This is a genomic window from Idiomarina sp. 29L (assembly GCF_004123135.1).
Classification (GTDB): Bacteria; Pseudomonadota; Gammaproteobacteria; order Enterobacterales; family Alteromonadaceae; genus Idiomarina.
In genome coordinates, this window is record NZ_SDJS01000002.1 from 503,413 (window position 1) to 518,398 (window position 14,986).

16 protein-coding genes are annotated in these 14,986 nt (G+C 48.3%); 7 read left to right on the top strand and 9 right to left on the bottom strand.

Features of this window, described 5'->3' with window-relative positions; all coding sequences use genetic code 11:
• Nucleotides 1-76: 76 nt before the first annotated feature.
• Genes ftsX through ftsY form a run of 3 tightly spaced genes read right to left on the bottom strand, consistent with a single transcriptional unit; the run spans nucleotide 77 to nucleotide 3,049 of the window.
• Complete coding sequence (gene ftsX / locus EST55_RS06085) at nucleotides 77-1,066, bottom strand: permease-like cell division protein FtsX (RefSeq protein WP_129496830.1); 990 nt, start codon at nucleotides 1,064-1,066, stop codon at nucleotides 77-79.
• Entirely contained in the window at nucleotides 1,063-1,740 is a 678-nt protein-coding gene (gene ftsE / locus EST55_RS06090) for a cell division ATP-binding protein FtsE (protein WP_129496831.1), read from the bottom strand. The genes ftsX and ftsE overlap by 4 nt, the downstream gene beginning before the upstream one ends.
• A 1-nt stretch (nucleotide 1,741) precedes the next feature.
• Nucleotides 1,742-3,049, bottom strand: a complete 1,308-nt coding sequence (gene ftsY, locus EST55_RS06095) for a signal recognition particle-docking protein FtsY (protein ID WP_129496832.1) — start codon at nucleotides 3,047-3,049, stop codon at nucleotides 1,742-1,744.
• A gap of 101 nt (nucleotides 3,050-3,150) precedes the next feature.
• On the opposite strand from ftsY, the gene rsmD reads away from it, so the two are divergent.
• Nucleotides 3,151-3,747, top strand: a complete 597-nt coding sequence (rsmD, locus tag EST55_RS06100) for a 16S rRNA (guanine(966)-N(2))-methyltransferase RsmD (protein WP_240665258.1) — start codon at nucleotides 3,151-3,153, stop codon at nucleotides 3,745-3,747.
• Nucleotides 3,744-4,028 (top strand): DUF1145 domain-containing protein, encoded by a 285-nt coding sequence (locus EST55_RS06105; protein ID WP_129496834.1) that lies wholly within the window; start codon nucleotides 3,744-3,746, stop codon nucleotides 4,026-4,028. Before rsmD ends, EST55_RS06105 begins: the two co-directional genes overlap by 4 nt.
• Here EST55_RS06105 and EST55_RS06110 read toward each other — a convergent pair.
• The 5 genes from EST55_RS06110 to EST55_RS06130 all read right to left on the bottom strand — a co-directional run bounded on the left by EST55_RS06110 (nucleotide 3,994) and on the right by EST55_RS06130 (nucleotide 7,675).
• Nucleotides 3,994-4,602 (bottom strand): YjaG family protein, encoded by a 609-nt coding sequence (locus EST55_RS06110; RefSeq protein WP_129496835.1) that lies wholly within the window; start codon nucleotides 4,600-4,602, stop codon nucleotides 3,994-3,996. The two genes, EST55_RS06105 and EST55_RS06110, sit on opposite strands and share 35 nt — an antisense overlap.
• A gap of 33 nt (nucleotides 4,603-4,635) precedes the next feature.
• Complete coding sequence (locus tag EST55_RS06115) at nucleotides 4,636-5,067, bottom strand: VOC family protein (protein ID WP_088769165.1); 432 nt, start codon at nucleotides 5,065-5,067, stop codon at nucleotides 4,636-4,638.
• 21 nt (nucleotides 5,068-5,088) lie between these two features.
• A complete protein-coding gene (locus EST55_RS06120; RefSeq protein ID WP_053953218.1) occupies nucleotides 5,089-5,307 on the bottom strand; it encodes a hypothetical protein in 219 nt (72 codons plus the stop codon).
• Between the two features lie 200 nt (nucleotides 5,308-5,507).
• Nucleotides 5,508-6,680 carry a cystathionine gamma-synthase gene (locus EST55_RS06125; protein ID WP_129496836.1) on the bottom strand — a complete coding sequence of 391 codons (1,173 nt, stop codon included), beginning with the start codon at nucleotides 6,678-6,680 and terminating at the stop codon, nucleotides 5,508-5,510.
• A gap of 29 nt (nucleotides 6,681-6,709) precedes the next feature.
• Entirely contained in the window at nucleotides 6,710-7,675 is a 966-nt protein-coding gene (locus EST55_RS06130) for a cysteine synthase family protein (RefSeq protein ID WP_126752235.1), read from the bottom strand.
• A gap of 128 nt (nucleotides 7,676-7,803) precedes the next feature.
• Between EST55_RS06130 and ltaE the strand changes: the two genes are divergently transcribed.
• Nucleotides 7,804-8,817, top strand: coding sequence for a low-specificity L-threonine aldolase (ltaE, locus tag EST55_RS06135; RefSeq protein ID WP_129497017.1), 1,014 nt, complete (start codon nucleotides 7,804-7,806; stop codon nucleotides 8,815-8,817).
• Nucleotides 8,818-8,919: 102 nt separating this feature from the next.
• Here the strand turns inward: ltaE and EST55_RS06140 are convergent, their stop codons facing one another.
• On the bottom strand, nucleotides 8,920-10,458 hold the full coding sequence (locus tag EST55_RS06140) for a YifB family Mg chelatase-like AAA ATPase (protein ID WP_129496837.1): 1,539 nt from the start codon (nucleotides 10,456-10,458) through the stop codon (nucleotides 8,920-8,922).
• Between the two features lie 215 nt (nucleotides 10,459-10,673).
• Between EST55_RS06140 and EST55_RS06145 the strand changes: the two genes are divergently transcribed.
• The 4 genes from EST55_RS06145 to EST55_RS06165 all read left to right on the top strand — a co-directional run bounded on the left by EST55_RS06145 (nucleotide 10,674) and on the right by EST55_RS06165 (nucleotide 14,964).
• A complete protein-coding gene (locus EST55_RS06145) occupies nucleotides 10,674-11,504 on the top strand; it encodes a hypothetical protein (protein WP_129496838.1) in 831 nt (276 codons plus the stop codon).
• A 431-nt stretch (nucleotides 11,505-11,935) separates the two neighbouring features.
• Entirely contained in the window at nucleotides 11,936-12,316 is a 381-nt protein-coding gene (locus EST55_RS06155) for a hypothetical protein (RefSeq protein WP_129496839.1), read from the top strand.
• A 49-nt stretch (nucleotides 12,317-12,365) separates the two neighbouring features.
• Nucleotides 12,366-14,447, top strand: coding sequence for a protein-disulfide reductase DsbD domain-containing protein (locus EST55_RS06160; protein WP_129496840.1), 2,082 nt, complete (start codon nucleotides 12,366-12,368; stop codon nucleotides 14,445-14,447).
• Nucleotides 14,434-14,964, top strand: a complete 531-nt coding sequence (locus EST55_RS06165) for a protein disulfide oxidoreductase (RefSeq protein WP_232709843.1) — start codon at nucleotides 14,434-14,436, stop codon at nucleotides 14,962-14,964. The genes EST55_RS06160 and EST55_RS06165 overlap by 14 nt, the downstream gene beginning before the upstream one ends.
• Nucleotides 14,965-14,986 lie beyond the last annotated feature (22 nt).

The window sequence follows — 14,986 nt, forward strand, 5'->3', positions numbered from 1 at the left end:
CCCTAAAAGTTCCGTTGAGATCATTGGCGATCAGAAGAATTAGTATAACTAAGACTATAGCTTTCGCAACTCTAATTTATTCAGGTTCGATGCTTTGTATGTGACGTCTTACAGCAAGGTACGAGCCTGCCAGCCCAAGGCCAATTGCGATAACCCAGATAGCGATTAATTCACCAAATGTCAGACCATCTAACTGAAACTGATTGTCGTATAAATTTGTGACATTTAATACGGCACTTTCAATCCACCAGATCAATAAAATGGTCACTAGCCAGGCAAAAATTCCACCTATAAACCCGTACCAGGCACCGGTATACAAAAATGGGCGTTGAATGAAGGCATTCGTTGCCCCCACCAATTTCATAATGACAATTTCATCGCGTTTCGAGAGTATATTAAGGCGAATGGTATTACCGACAATCAACACCACCGACAAACACAACACTAACGCTAATGCACCTAAGGTGTCTTCAATTAAGTCCAGTATTGCCTGCAACCGGTTTAGCCATTCAATGTCCAGTTTGGCATGCGCGACTTCGCGCTTATTCTGGAGCTCAAGCAGCAACGCTTCAGCCTGCTCTACCGTGCGATAATTGTCTGCCGGTATCACCACGAGAACATCGGGTAACGGGTTTATCGTCAAATAATCAAGCGTTTCGCCAAAGCCGGACTGCTCTTTAAACTGCTCCAGCCCTTCGTCCTTGGGTATCCAGCGTACAGATTCGACTTTATCAGACAGGCTCGTCTGAGTTTTGAAGGTTTCAATTTCCGAAGTTTGTAGGTCTTTTTTCAAAAACAGCGTAACTTCAGACGCCTGCTGCCAACTGTCAGTAATGCTACTGGTATTTTTCACCAGTACGTATAACGACGACGGCAATGTTAAACTTAAGCCCAGCACGGCCATGGTCATTAACGACGCGAAAGGGTTACGCCACAGCTCACCGAGGCTGGCAATTGCTTGCTGAACATGATGTACCGGTACCATAATGGCGCGCCGCCACCAGGGTAAACGTCCGCGATTACTCGCTCCTTTTTCAACGCTGCGGTTGCGAAATAACAAACTCATAGCTCGTTATCCTCCAAACCGTCGTTGATCATGCGTCCGTCTTTCAACGTCAGCGTTCTGTAACGCAATCGCGCAATCAGGCCTAAGTCGTGCGTTGCTATAAGTACCGCAACCCCCACTTTATTGAATTCCTCAAACAAGCGGATAATTTCCATCGATAGCTTAGGGTCCAGGTTACCGGTAGGCTCATCGGCCAGCAGTAAGGGGGGTTTCGTGACAATGGCGCGGGCAATTCCAACACGCTGCTGTTCACCGCCGGACAGCATTTGTGGATAATGCTTCACTTTGTCGGCCAAACCAACTTTTTCCAGTGCTGCCAGTACCCGCTTGCGCGCTTCCTGAACGCTATAGCCTTCAATAATAAGCGGTAAAGCAACATTATCGAAAACCGTTTTGTCCATGAGCAATCGGTGATCCTGAAAAATCATGCCTATGTCGCGGCGCACATAAGGCACTTGTGATGGCTTAATGTTTCTGAGGTCATGGCCGTTAATCAGCACGCGTCCCGCAGTCGGACGCTCCATCAAACTAATGAGCTTCAGCAAGGTACTTTTCCCCGCCCCGGAGTGGCCGGTTAAGAACGCCATTTCACCCGGTTTTACGTGGAAATCGACATGGCTTAACGCCTGATGACCTCCCCGATAGGTTTTACTGACTTGCTCAAAGCGGATCATATTAATTCGCCGTTGTGGTTTCTGATGCCTCTACATTACGGTCAAATAGTGCCGCAATAAAGTCTTTCGCTACAAATGGGCGTAAATCTTCCAGACTTTCGCCGACACCAATGTAACGAATAGGAATGGCAAACTGGTCTGCAACCGCAAATATAACACCACCTTTGGCGGTGCCGTCGAGTTTGGTCATGACAATGCCGGACACTCCTACCGCTTCGGTAAACAATTTGGCCTGGCTAATGGCGTTTTGTCCTGTGCCGGCGTCCAGTGTCAGCATGACTTCATGCGGCGCTTCCGGATCGAGCTTTTTCATCACCCGAACTAACTTTTTAAGCTCTTCCATTAAGTTCGCTTTGTTCTGCAAACGCCCTGCCGTATCAGCAATAAGGACGTCTGTGCCACGCGCTTTCGCGGCTTCTAAAGCGTCATACAAAACGGAAGCACTGTCAGCACCGGTATGCTGGGCAATCACCGGTATGTCATTACGCTCTCCCCAGACTTGCAATTGTTCTACCGCAGCAGCCCTGAACGTATCACCGGCTGCCAGCATGACTGACTTACCTTCGGCTTTGAATTGTTTTGCTAACTTACCAATGGTAGTGGTTTTACCCACGCCGTTTACACCTGTCATGAGAATAACGTATGGCGAGTCAGAGTTCGGAATCTCTAATGGCTTATCGACAGGCTTTAAAATGTCCGCGAGCTGTTCTTGCAACAATTCATAAAGCGCTTCAGCGTCTTTCAGTTGCTTACGATCCGCTTGCTGTGTCAGGTTGTCGATAATTTTCGTGGTGGTTGCCACGCCTAAGTCAGCCATAAGCAACTGGGTTTCGAGCTCCTCAAACAGATCATCATCAATTTTCTTACCGCGGAATACGCCGATAAGACCCGAGCCAATAGAGCCGGATGTTTTACGCAACCCCTGCGTTAAGCGCGCCCAAAAACCTTTCTTCTGTCCTTTTTCCTGAGTTTTTGTGTCGACGGGTTCGGCTTTCGGGGTCTCGACTTCTTTCAGCTCTTCTGTTGCCGATTCTTCTGGCACGGGTTGTTGCTGAGCATGAGACTCAGCTGTCACTTGTGCGCAATCTTCTGCAGCACTTGGCAGTTCTTCAGGCGCTTTTTCGGGAGCTTTTGCTGGTTCTTTCTCAGGCTCTCCCTCTGTTTGCTGCGCTTCATCGGACGCTTCCGGCTCGGCTTGCTGCTCACCGTCAGACGACTCTTGCTCGTCAACAACGGCTTCGTCTTGTACCTTTTCTTCTTCAGACTCTTTTTTATCACGCTTCTTTTTAAACAGCGAAAACATCGACATATAGGTTTCCTTGGAACTGACACGCAGGAATCGTTAAACTTATGGCTTTAGTTTACCACGCTGTTTATAAACTGACGACGGTCTGAATAAAGGAACTCATTGTGGCCAGAAAACGTGCGGGAAAGACCCGACCCATTCCAGCAACCGGCGACTACCGCATCATCGGTGGACAGTGGCGCGGCAGGCGCTTGCCCATAGCCGACAGCCCCGGGTTGCGTCCTACAACGGACCGAGTGCGTGAAACTCTATTTAACTGGCTACAGTGGGACATTGTCGATGCCAACGTGTTGGATTTATTTGCCGGCAGCGGCAGTCTGGGCTTTGAAGCAAGCTCGCGTGGTGCAGCCCAAGTCACATTGGTTGAGTCTGAAAATAAAGTCAGCAAACAACTGAATGACAATGTATCACTGTTACAAGCTACCGGTATGGAAGTTGTTACCGCTAGTGCACTCAGCTGGTTAAAAACGCCAACTAGCAGCCGCTATGACATTGTGTTTATTGATCCCCCATTTCGTCAGGGGCTCGCTACGTCAGCTATAGCTTTGCTCGATGAGCATTCATGGTTGGCGCCGGACAACCAGGTGTATTTGGAAACTGAAAAAGAATACGAGCTTAAGCTGCCCCAAGGTTGGCAGCTTTTAAAAGAGAAGACACACGGCCAAGTGTGTTTTCGTTTACTGACAAAGGATATCAAATGAACGTTATTATTATTGCCGGAAAAATCGTGTTTGCACTTATCTGGCTGGGCCTATTTGCGATTTTAGGCGGTGCAACCGGTGAGTTGAGTAGTCAGTCGGTAGGGCTTTTAAGTGTCTTGTTGGCGGTTTTGGTCATTATGCACCTGCTGCTTCTGGGCGTATTCGTTGCCACCATGAAGCAGCATTTACCGTGGAAAAAAGGCGACAGTTGGCAAATTCTCGCGTTTGGTATTTTCGCCTGGTTGTCTATTCTTCAGCGTCCAAAGCAAGACCAAGGTTAGACACGCCCTCGTCACTGAGCATCATTTTTAGCTGTTTCACTAGCGCGCTATTTACTGCAGGCTGTTGCTCCAGAAAATTGAGCATGGCCTGCTGAATGGCGATTTCGTACTCCATCAGCTCGTGGTTATCGACGTGCTCTTTTAAGTTTTCAGTACCCACGTCCTCAGCGTCGTTTAATTCAATAAATTTCGCCACACTCGCCTGCGATATTTTTGCAACATCTAATAAGTTAGCGGCGTTATCGTCCATCAATCCCTGAAGTAAGGTGCTTATTGCCGTGCAGGCGTCCATAGCGGGGTACACGCCCAACATGTCATGTCCGTGCTCGCTCGGTGTTTGTTCGTCGACCTTTTCCTGCCAACGGGCAAAATTCACTTTGGTTTTCTTCGGGTTTACTACCCAGTCCCAACACGCATTGAGTGAGCCGTGCAGCGGTTTACTGTCGCCAAAGCCAGTGAGGTGATGGAAAAAGTCGTAGTTAGGTACCATGCGCTCGCACAAGTAAAGTGCCAGAACAATTTGCTGTTCGCGAGGCAGCTCGCGAATACGTTGAAACGTATTAAGTTGACTCACGTTGAAACTCCGAAAGTGCGTTCGCTGAAGGGTTTAGGTTGCGAAGATTTGGCTGTCGTCGTTAAAGGTTTTGAATTCCAACGCATTACCGCAGTAATCGTAGAAGAACATCGTACCCTGCTCGCCGGGCTTGCCTTTAAAGCGAATATAAGGCTCGATAACGAACTCGATACCCGCCGCTTTAACTCGCTCTGCCAATGCTTCCCAGTCGTCGCGCAATAGTACCACGCCAAAGTGAGGAACGGGAACGGAGTGCCCATCAACGCCGCTGTGGTTTTTTAAGCCTGCAACGTCGGGTGCTACGTGAGTGACAAATTGGTGACCGAAGAAGTTCCAGTCTATCCAGTCGTCACTGCTGCGCCCCTGAGGAAGCCCAAGCACATCACCGTAAAACGCTCGGGCATTGTCCAACGAACTAACAGGAATGGCTAAATGAAAAGGTCGTACGTTGGTGGTGTCTGACATACTGCTAACTTGCCTTACCGGTTAGTGACTGAGTTTTGCTGCCGCAACTGTATCGGGAGACCGGCGCCACATTCTGACACCAATCGACAATACCAGTAGCGCCCAATTTAATGGTGGAATGAAACCGGCGGTCAGCACGGCTAGTAAATTCCACAAAGGCTTCTTCTGATGTTGGCCCACTAATACGTAAAACAACAATGCGGCTACGAGTCCCTGGAGTACCATTAGGCTCAATAGCATAAGTCTTTCCTTCTCGTTATGTGTGTAACGCTTTTTGCGTTTTTTTCTTTTTATTGCCGACATTTTTTCGGCTGAGATAACTCTACTGAATTATGACGAAAGTGTAAAATTTTGTATAAATTCTTGAATTAAAAAGCAAAAAACCGGCTGTAGGGCCGGTTTTATTTATTAAACGTTATATTTTTAATCGTTCGTGGCGATTAAAATGCGTTGAGTGCCTTGTCTAAATCGGCTTTCAGATCATCCAGATCTTCAATACCCACCGATACACGTACGAAGTTATCCAGAATGCCTAACTTCTCACGGTTTTCTTTCGGTACCGAAGCATGCGTCATAATAGCCGGGTGCTCAATTAACGACTCGACACCGCCCAAGCTTTCCGCCAAGGCGAACACTTCTACCGACTCCAGGAATTTGCGCGCCGCTTCTAAATCGCCTTTCAGCAAAATAGAAATCATGCCGCCAAAGCCTTGCATTTGCTTTTTAGCCAACTCGTGCTGAGGGTGGCTTTCAAGCCCCGGATAAATCACTTTTTCCACTTTCGGATGTTGTTCAAGCCATTTGGCCAATTCCATTGCCGCTTCGTTGTGGTGACGCATACGCAATGCCAACGTCTTCACACCGCGCAGCGCCAGGTATGAGTCAAACGGACCAGCAACCGCGCCTACTGAGTTTTGCAAAAACAGCATGCGTTCAACTAAGTCGTCATTGTCACCAACCACTGCGATACCACCAACCATATCAGAATGCCCGTTAAGGTATTTGGTGGCCGAGTGCATGACCATATCTGCGCCCATTTCCAGCGGACGCTGGTTAAACGGCGTAGCAAAGGTGTTATCCACCACCACAATAATATCCGGGTTCTTTTTCTTCGCCAGCTTCACAATCGCTTCAATGTCGACCAGTTTCAGCATAGGGTTACTTGGCGTTTCTACCCAAATCATGCGGGTGTTGTCCTGTATGCTGGCTTCGACTTCACTTAAGTCTGCTAAGTCGACATAAGAGAATTTCAGACCAGCAGAGCGTCCACGGACTTTATCAAATAAGCGGAAGCTACCGCCGTATAGGTCATCCATTGCAACAACATGGTCGCCACTGTCCAGCAGCTCTAAAATAGTTGACGTTGCTGCCATGCCTGACGCGAAAGCCAGACCCTGCTTACCACCTTCTAGTGAGGCAACGGAACGCTCCCAAGCAAAACGCGTTGGGTTATGTGAGCGTGAATATTCAAAACCTTTGTGCTGGCCCGGGCTTTCCTGTGCGTAAGTTGAGCTGGTGAAAATTGGCGGCATAACGGCGCCTGTTACCGGCTCAGGAGACTGCCCACCGTGAATGGCGCGCGTCGCGAATTTCATTGTTTTTTCATTTGCCATGATTCAAGTTCCTTAATCTACAACAAGCATTACAGCAGGTTCTGAGAACGCATCCAGTCGTCGTTGAACAGCTTCGACAAGTAACGGTTACCCGTATCGCAAGCTAAAGTCACAACGCGCTTTGGTTCGGTTTGTTGTTGGCAATAGCGCAGCGCTGCGGCAATTAAGTAGCCACTTGAAGAGCCCACCATAACACCTTCTTTTTCCAGTAATTTACGTGCGGTTGTCAGACCTTCTTTGTCCGATATAGCAAATGCCGTGTTCGCCAATTTGATGTCACAGATTTTCGGTACAAAGTCTTCACCGATACCTTCTGCCAGCCAGCTGCCTGCTTCCACTTCTTCGTTGCGGTTCACAAGCGGCTCAAGAATAGAGCCTTCCGGGTCAGCCAGTACCAGATCCACGTCACTGTTCTGCTCACGCAAATAACGGCCAATGCCTGTCAACGTGCCGCCCGAGCCGACACCACAAACAAAGGCGTCTAGCTTGCCATCCATTTGCTGCCAAATTTCAGGTCCGGTGGTTTTATAGTGAGCATCAACGTTTGCCGGGTTCTCAAACTGGTTCACATAGTAGTAACCGTTTTCTTCCGCCATGCGTGCTGCCATGTCCTGATAATATTCTGGGTGGCCTTTTTGCACGTCAGAGCGCGTTTGCACGACTTCAGCGCCCATTGCACGAAGGTTATTGACTTTTTCCTGGCTCATTTTATCGGGCATAACAATTTTCAGCGGATAGCCTTTACTGGCAGCCACAAGCGCCAAACCTAAGCCGGTATTTCCCGCTGTTGCTTCAATAATGGTGTCGCCAGGCTTTAATTTGCCTTGTTTTTCCGCTTGCTCAATCATTTCCACAGCAATACGGTCTTTAATAGAGCCGCCCGGATTCTGCAGCTCTAATTTCAAATACAGCTCGCACGGGCCGGTGTCCATGTTGGTTACTTTCACCATTGGCGTATTGCCGACCATTTCCAGTACAGTATTAAAAACTTTCATATTGGGTCGCTTTGTTGTCGTGTGTTTGGTTCAATAATGGGGCATTATCCCTTGACTGAGCTCGCTAAACAACCATGAGCTTAGAACCGGATGATAGTTGTTATAACCAATACCCAGATGAGGCTGTTATGCTGGATTTACGCAGTGATACCGTTACCCTTCCAAGCGCCGCCATGCGTGCTGCTATTGCAGAAGCCAATGTTGGCGATGATGTTTATGGCGAAGACCCTTCCATTAATGCGCTGGAAAAGCGTGTCGCTGAATTGCTGGGTAAAGAAGATGCCCTGCTGTGCAGTTCCGGTACGCAAAGTAACTTGCTGGGTATTATGAGCCATTGTCGAAACGGCGAAGAGTATATTGTCGGCCAGGAATATCACACTTATCGTTATGAAGCCGGCGGTGCTGCGGTTTTAGGCGGTGTGGTACCACAAACCATTGAGGTCGAGATTGATGGTACATTGTCGTTGGAGACCATTAAGCAGCGTATAAAGCCGGACGACCCGCACTTTCCTATTACTCGTTTACTAGCATTTGAGAATACCCACGCCGGTCAGTTAATTGACCAGACCTATTTTGATGAAGCCCGAATTTTGGCGGATCAGAACGGTTTGTCCATGCACTTAGACGGCGCTCGCTTACCGAATGCCGCTATTGCCAGTGGTCGCAGCATGGCGGAATTGGCTGCGCCTTTTGACAGTGTGTCTTTGTGTTGTTCGAAAGGTTTGGGCGCTCCGGTCGGATCGTTACTGGCAGGCTCCAAAGAACTGATTGCCCGCGCCCGTCGCTGGCGCAAAATGGTCGGCGGCGGTATGCGCCAGGCGGGGTTTGTCGCTGTTGCCATTGATTACGCGTTAACACACCAGTTTGAGCGCATTCAGGACGACCACGACAATGCTAAGTGGCTGTTTGAACAACTTTCGGAGCTGCTAGCAGGTACCGAAGCTAAAATTCGCTATTCCGGCACTAATATGACCTTTGTTGATTTGCCAGACAGTTTACCGGCAGACGGCTTACGGGAGCTTATGGCAGAGCATGATATTAAATTACCCGGCGGGCAGAAATTACGTCTGGTGTGTCATTTAGATGTTAGCCGGGAGCAGCTCAAGCGTTTTATCGAGCTGTTTAAGCAGTGGCTCCAGTAGCCTGACGTTTTACGTCAGGTGAGGTGTCGGACATTCCACCACAGATTATTATTTACACATAGATGACGGCGGGTAGATCGCACCTGATGCAATAGCATCAGGCTACAAGCTTTGCACCTGATCAATCAGCCGATCGAGGGCCCGATAGTTGAGGGCTTCAGCTAAATGCTGTTGTTCTAAGGTGTCGCTTTCAGCTAAGTCGGCGATGGTTCGGGCTAAACGAAGGGTTCGGTGATAGGCTCGGTGGGAAAGTTTCATCTTCTCAGCCGCTTTTGCTAAAAACGCTTCGCTTTGCTCCGGCAAAAGGCATATCTGCTTCAATACTTTGGGTTTTAACTCGCTGTTCAAACAGCCCTGCCGCTTTAATTGGCGCTGTCGGGCTTTCTCGACTAAGCTCTTTGCCTGCGCAGTCGTCATTTGGCTACCGCGCTTAGTGCCGCCATTCAAATGCATAGATTCAGTTTCCCGCGGCACCATGACCTGAATGTCGATACGGTCCAACAGCGGACCCGACAGCTTATTTAGGTATTTGAGAATTTGGTCGGGTGTAGAGCGGCAATTAGCTAACGACCCGTCGAACTGACCACAGGGGGAAGGGTTCAATGCGCAAACAAGTTGGAAGTTGGCCGGGAACCTCACTTGGTAAGCGGCTCGACTGATACTTATTTCGCCACTTTCCAAAGGTTCTCGCAAACAGTCTAAGGTATGACGCGAAAACTCACTGACTTCATCAAGAAACAAAAGACTTCTAGTTGCTAAACTCACCTCTCCAGGTTTAGGTGGAGAGCCCCCTCCGACCAATGCAGCAGAAGAACAGGTGTGATGAGGCGAGCGCACTTCACGCTGCGTCAATGCCTCCGTACCATGATAGTCAAAACACACCGATTTCACCGCGGCTATTTCCATCGCCTCCTTCTCAGTCAATGATGGCAATAGCCCACTCAAGCGTTGCGCTAGCATAGTTTTACCCGTACCCGGCGGCCCAACGAACAATAAATGATGCTTGCCCGCAGCGGATAATAACAAAGCGCGTTTTGCCTGCTCTTGCCCGACCACATCAGCTAAATCACCCGCACTAACCGAGTCCTGCTGCCCCCAGTCTATTGGCTTGGATTCTCGAAGCACCTGATGTTCATGTAAATGCTCGTACACACTGACCAAGTCAGCAGCTAACCAACTTTTTTGCTCACGAACTAATCCCGCTTCCTGCTGATTAGCAATTGGCACAAACGCCTGACGCTTTTTCTCACGACAGGCTAACAGTGCTGGAATGAGTCCGTTCACAGCACGCAGTTCACCGGTTAAGGCCAATTCCCCGTAAAATTCCGCCTGCTCTAAAATCGTGTCGGGTATTTGCCCTGATGCAGCCAATATACCCACCGCTATGGCTAGGTCATACCGAGCACCGGTTTTGGGTATATCGGCCGGTGCTAAATTCACCGTAATACGTGTTGCCGGCGGATATTCAAAGCCCGCGTTCATTAAGGCAGTTTTGACCCGATCTCGCGCTTCCTTAACCGTGGTAGCCGGCATACCCACCATAGTAAATCCTGGCATTCCCCTTGCCAGATCAACCTCAACCCGAATTTCCGGTGCATGAATGCCTATCAAGGCCCGGGTATAAACTCGCGCTAATGCCATCTGTCTCTCCGTGACTGAACAACGGCATAACTATATATTGAAAGTAGGTTTCGGTCTGTAAGTTAAACTCATTAATCAGTGAACGATATTTCCGATATTAAATCAGTCACGCTCCTCTTCACATTAAGGAGAAACCTCCAGTCACATGGGCGCATTGACCAAGTAAAATATGCGTGCTAGCCTACATTTAATTAACAATTAGTTGGTAATTATCTATGCGAATTGTATACGCAGGGCTACTTTTTTTATTCTTACAAAGTTTTGCTCATGCCGCCCAACAAGAGTATTTAGAGTGCAATGACTGTGTTACTTCTGGGTATGAAACAAAGGTTACTCAATGGGGAACACAGAATATAGAGCCATTTGAGTCTGGACAGCAGTTTCAAGTCACTGTCATTGATTTGACGAATACTCGAGCGAAATCGTTTATGGTCAGTAAACAGGCTATGAACAGCCCTTCAAAACCAACTCGCTATATTGTGTCAATTTCAGAAACTGCAGTGCCACTAGCTGTTAATAACAGACTATCTTCACTAAAAGCTTCATTGCAAGTTCTAAAAAGTAATGCCGCCGCCACGACGATACCAACTAATGTAATAAAAAATGCTTGGGAGTTTACAAATTGTGCATATTGTAAGAACGTAACACAACAATACTTGCGAAATACCTTAAACAGCTCCTTAACAAGTGCAGTCACGTCAGTATCCGAGCTAGCCCAAGCATTCGACCTTGTAAATACAAATATATTAAATCGTTATCGAGTTAACTTTGAGAATGGTGGCTACGTGCTAATTGAGTTAACTATGAATTCAAACCCTCATGAGGTTTTAATCCATATAGTAGAAGTGGTAGATAAAGACTTAAATACCGTTCCTCTTGATAAGTCAAAATTAGAAGACTTATCCGTTCGTGTGACTGAGCTATCACACGCAGATACTATCAACTCTTTTATCAGCAAGTTTCAACTGCATATTTCCAGGAGAACGGGTGTTGTTAGAATAAGACCTTGTGCAGACTGTGATGAAAAACCAGACGATGACGAATAATCAGGTTTCATTCTTTTCATCACAAAGCAGTTAACGGAAGTTGCAGAGCATAGGCTACTAATTTGAAAAGTCTCCGCAAACTAGGCGATTGATTTACATATCTATCATGCCGTGCTTTAGATGATGTGTTGAAACATCGGTTTTATTGTGACCGGCAATTTGACAAAATAGCCTCTAAAAAGACTGAACGAATGGGTATAAGTGTCTGGCAGCTTTTAATTCTAGCTGTGCTGTTTAGTTTGGTTTTTCTCCCTTTTCTTTTAACCTTATTCTCAAAGAAAGTCAGAGGTGAGATGAAGTTAGGGTGGGCTCTGCTCGTTTTATTTACTTCATGGCTTGGGTATGCAGCATTTTTACTATTGGCTCCATCAGTAAAAGAAGCTCATAATCGTCACATAGAACATTAGAGAATCAAAGGATCACCAAAAACCATGTTCCACCAACTGAACCAACAGTGTCGAAAAGGTCGGTATATAGCACCACTGCTATTACTGGTTTTTATGCTGTGTTGGGGGCAAAACTTTGGTTGGCTGGAAGGCTGCCCTAAGCATCAGAGCGCGCCAGCGGCTGAGCAGCTCGCAGGAAGCCATACGGATTTAGATGCAAAACACGAAAGCGTCAAAGCCGATTGCGACAAAACAGCGCATTTATTGCAGCAGTTCCAGTCCGACATAACTTACGCGGCACTGTCTTTCTTTATTCTTCTGACGCTGGTGTTGAATGCAGCTGTTCGCAAGCCGTTAGCTCCACCACTCTTTTTCTTTTCCTTTAAAAGGCGACCCCACGCCGTATTTTGTTGTTTTCTGGAGTAGCGCTTCCGACGGATTCTTATCGTTGGAATACTAACTTCAGGAGTAATGTATGAATAAAATTTTACCGTTGTGGCTGCTATCGCTTATTGCTGCGTTGCTGCTTTACAGCGCGCAAAGCCTAGCAGAAACGCCGTCTACCGGTTGGCTGAGTCATGACGATCATCCGCCAGTGTCAGTGAAGCTGGAGCTCACCGGCCACTATGAAGCTGAACGGAATCTACTACCCGCCCTACTGCATGTTGAGTTGGACGAGGGCTGGAAAACCTATTGGCGTTCACCGGGCGAGGGCGGCATACCGCCGACTTTTGACGCGTCCGAATCATCCAATATTGAAAACATTGAATGGCACTGGCCGGTTCCTTCACGCTACAGCATTCAGGGCATTGATACCGTGGGGTATCAGGGGTCGTTGACCTTTCCGTTAATGATACAACTGAGCCCGGATACTCGACAGGCGCACATTAGCGGAACACTGACCATGTCGTCCTGTACCACCGTTTGTGTGTTAACAGATTACCCAATTGATCTGCGTATTAATTTAGACACATTGACCGTCGACAGCGATCGCGCCTTTGCCTTTAACCAGGCGATGGGCAAAGTGCCTCGCGAATACAACAGCAATGCTGTGAAACAAGCGATTTGGTCTGACGCCAACCAGCGCGTTCAACTGACCATAGAGCGTGACAACGGCTGGCAAGATCCTCAACTGTTTATGCACAGCAACGACGACGCTCTGGCTGATGCAGAGTTTTCATCACCGGATATTCAGGTGGAAGGAAATACGCTAACGGCAGATATTGAGGTCAGTCACTGGCTTGAGTTGCCGGACTTGAGCGATTCAGAACTTACCGCGACGGTCAGTGACGAGAATTTCGCCGCCGAATATAAGATCCAGCTAACCGCAGGCACCATTGCTAATAACACACCGCCGCTGTGGGCCATTTTACTTATGGCGTTAGCGGGTGGGCTTATTTTGAACATTATGCCCTGTGTGTTGCCGGTATTAGGCCTGAAAGTTCAAAGCCTGATGCTTTCAGGAGCACAACAACCCCGCGTGGTGCGTCAGCATTTTTTCGCCTCGTCACTGGGCATTATCAGCTCGTTTCTGGTCATTGCTTTAGGGCTTATGGTGCTTCGCTGGTCGGGTAGTTCTGTCGGCTGGGGTATTCAATTTCAGAACCCTTACTTCATTGCTGCATTAGTAGCTACTACCTGGGTATTCGCACTGAACTTAATGGGCGCCTTTGAGTTTAAATTGCCGCCCTCTTTAAGCACCAGTGCTGCAGCTACCGGCGATAACAGCTACAAAGGGCACTTCCTGCAAGGCATGCTGGCCACCTTACTGGCAACACCTTGTACAGCACCTTTCTTGGGGACCGCGGTGGCCTTTGCATTAGCTGCTGAGTCATCGGTTATTCTGCTGATTTTTGCCGCTCTTGGAGTTGGTATGGCGCTGCCCTGGTTACTTATAGCCGTGTTCCCGAAAACCGCCAAGTTACTGCCCAAACCCGGTCGCTGGATGCAATGGGTGAAACCCATTTTCGCCATTATGATGCTGGCAACCTCTGTCTGGCTGACAACCTTGCTGAAAAACTTTATCAGCAACGAGTTATTCCTGGCGCTAACGGTCGGTTTGTCGATTCTGACATTGATTATTATCGGTAAAGTGCATGGCCGCAAGGTGCTGTTTTTATCTATTGGTGGCTTTTTAGTATTAGCTGCCGTTGTCGGTATCACGTTAATTCTTACCGCTGAACGATGGGTCAACAAACTGCCGCAGGATCACCAATGGCAACCGTTAACGCAAGAGCGTGTTAATGAAGCCGTCGCCAATGGAAAAACCGTATTTGTCGATGTGACCGCGGACTGGTGTATCACCTGCCAGGCCAATAAAGTGGGCGTATTACTGCAAGACCCGGTATTCACTGCCTTGGGTCAGGAGCATGTCACCCGCCTACGTGGCGACTGGACCAAAGCCAACGAGAGCATTACCCAATACCTGAAAGCCAACAACACCTTTGGTGTGCCCTTTAACAAAGTTTATGGACCCGGCGCTCCGGACGGCATAAGCCTGCCCGTAGTGCTCAGTAAAGACAAAGTCATGGACGCGCTGGAGGATGCCCGTGAGTAAGAGCAAAGCCAGAACCTCATGGGCAAAACGGCTACGAACCGCAGCGCTTTATATTGTGCTGTTCTCGGCAGTGGCGTTCGTGGTCGATGCCTTTCGCAATAGTGACGTGCCGGAATCTGTTCCGGCCGAGCTTTCGTCATTAACAGACATAAACGGCGAACAATATAACTTACGCGAAATGAGTAAGGACGGCCCGGTCGTTTTGTATTTCTGGGCGACCTGGTGCCCGGTCTGTCCGGCGGTATCGCCTACGGTTGATTACGTTGGCAACCACTACCCGACAATCAGCGTGGCATTACGCTCTGGCGACAATGACAAGCTGACGCGCTATGCGCAGGCTAAAGGGTATGAGTTTCCTATTGTTAACGACAACCTCAACCGCGTCTCAAATGGCTGGCAGGTATCTGCCACGCCAACCATCATCATTATTAAAAACGGTGACATTGTTTCGGCGACAACGGGGGTCACAACGCCTCCCGGTTTGTTTATTCGCCTTTGGTTTCACCAGTTTTTTTGAAGTAACTAATTTTTTAAGTAGG

Bases quoted from the DNA above. Each gene is read 5' to 3' on its own strand.
- ftsE (WP_129496831.1), bottom strand. From the start codon at position 1,740: ATGATCCGCTTTGAGCAAGTCAGTAAAACCTATCGGGGAGGTCATCAG.
- ftsY (WP_129496832.1), bottom strand. From the start codon at position 3,049: ATGTCGATGTTTTCGCTGTTTAAAAAGAAGCGTGATAAAAAAGAGTCT.
- EST55_RS06160 (WP_129496840.1), top strand. From the start codon at position 12,366: ATGAATAAAATTTTACCGTTGTGGCTGCTATCGCTTATTGCTGCGTTG.
- EST55_RS06115 (WP_088769165.1), bottom strand. From the start codon at position 5,067: ATGTCAGACACCACCAACGTACGACCTTTTCATTTAGCCATTCCTGTT.
- EST55_RS06125 (WP_129496836.1), bottom strand. From the start codon at position 6,680: ATGGCAAATGAAAAAACAATGAAATTCGCGACGCGCGCCATTCACGGT.
- EST55_RS06155 (WP_129496839.1), top strand. From the start codon at position 11,936: ATGTTCCACCAACTGAACCAACAGTGTCGAAAAGGTCGGTATATAGCA.
- ltaE (WP_129497017.1), top strand. From the start codon at position 7,804: ATGCTGGATTTACGCAGTGATACCGTTACCCTTCCAAGCGCCGCCATG.
- EST55_RS06145 (WP_129496838.1), top strand. From the start codon at position 10,674: ATGCGAATTGTATACGCAGGGCTACTTTTTTTATTCTTACAAAGTTTT.
- EST55_RS06165 (WP_232709843.1), top strand. From the start codon at position 14,434: ATGCCCGTGAGTAAGAGCAAAGCCAGAACCTCATGGGCAAAACGGCTA.
- EST55_RS06130 (WP_126752235.1), bottom strand. From the start codon at position 7,675: ATGAAAGTTTTTAATACTGTACTGGAAATGGTCGGCAATACGCCAATG.
- EST55_RS06140 (WP_129496837.1), bottom strand. From the start codon at position 10,458: ATGGCATTAGCGCGAGTTTATACCCGGGCCTTGATAGGCATTCATGCA.
- ftsX (WP_129496830.1), bottom strand. From the start codon at position 1,066: ATGAGTTTGTTATTTCGCAACCGCAGCGTTGAAAAAGGAGCGAGTAAT.
- EST55_RS06105 (WP_129496834.1), top strand. From the start codon at position 3,744: ATGAACGTTATTATTATTGCCGGAAAAATCGTGTTTGCACTTATCTGG.
- EST55_RS06120 (WP_053953218.1), bottom strand. From the start codon at position 5,307: ATGCTATTGAGCCTAATGGTACTCCAGGGACTCGTAGCCGCATTGTTG.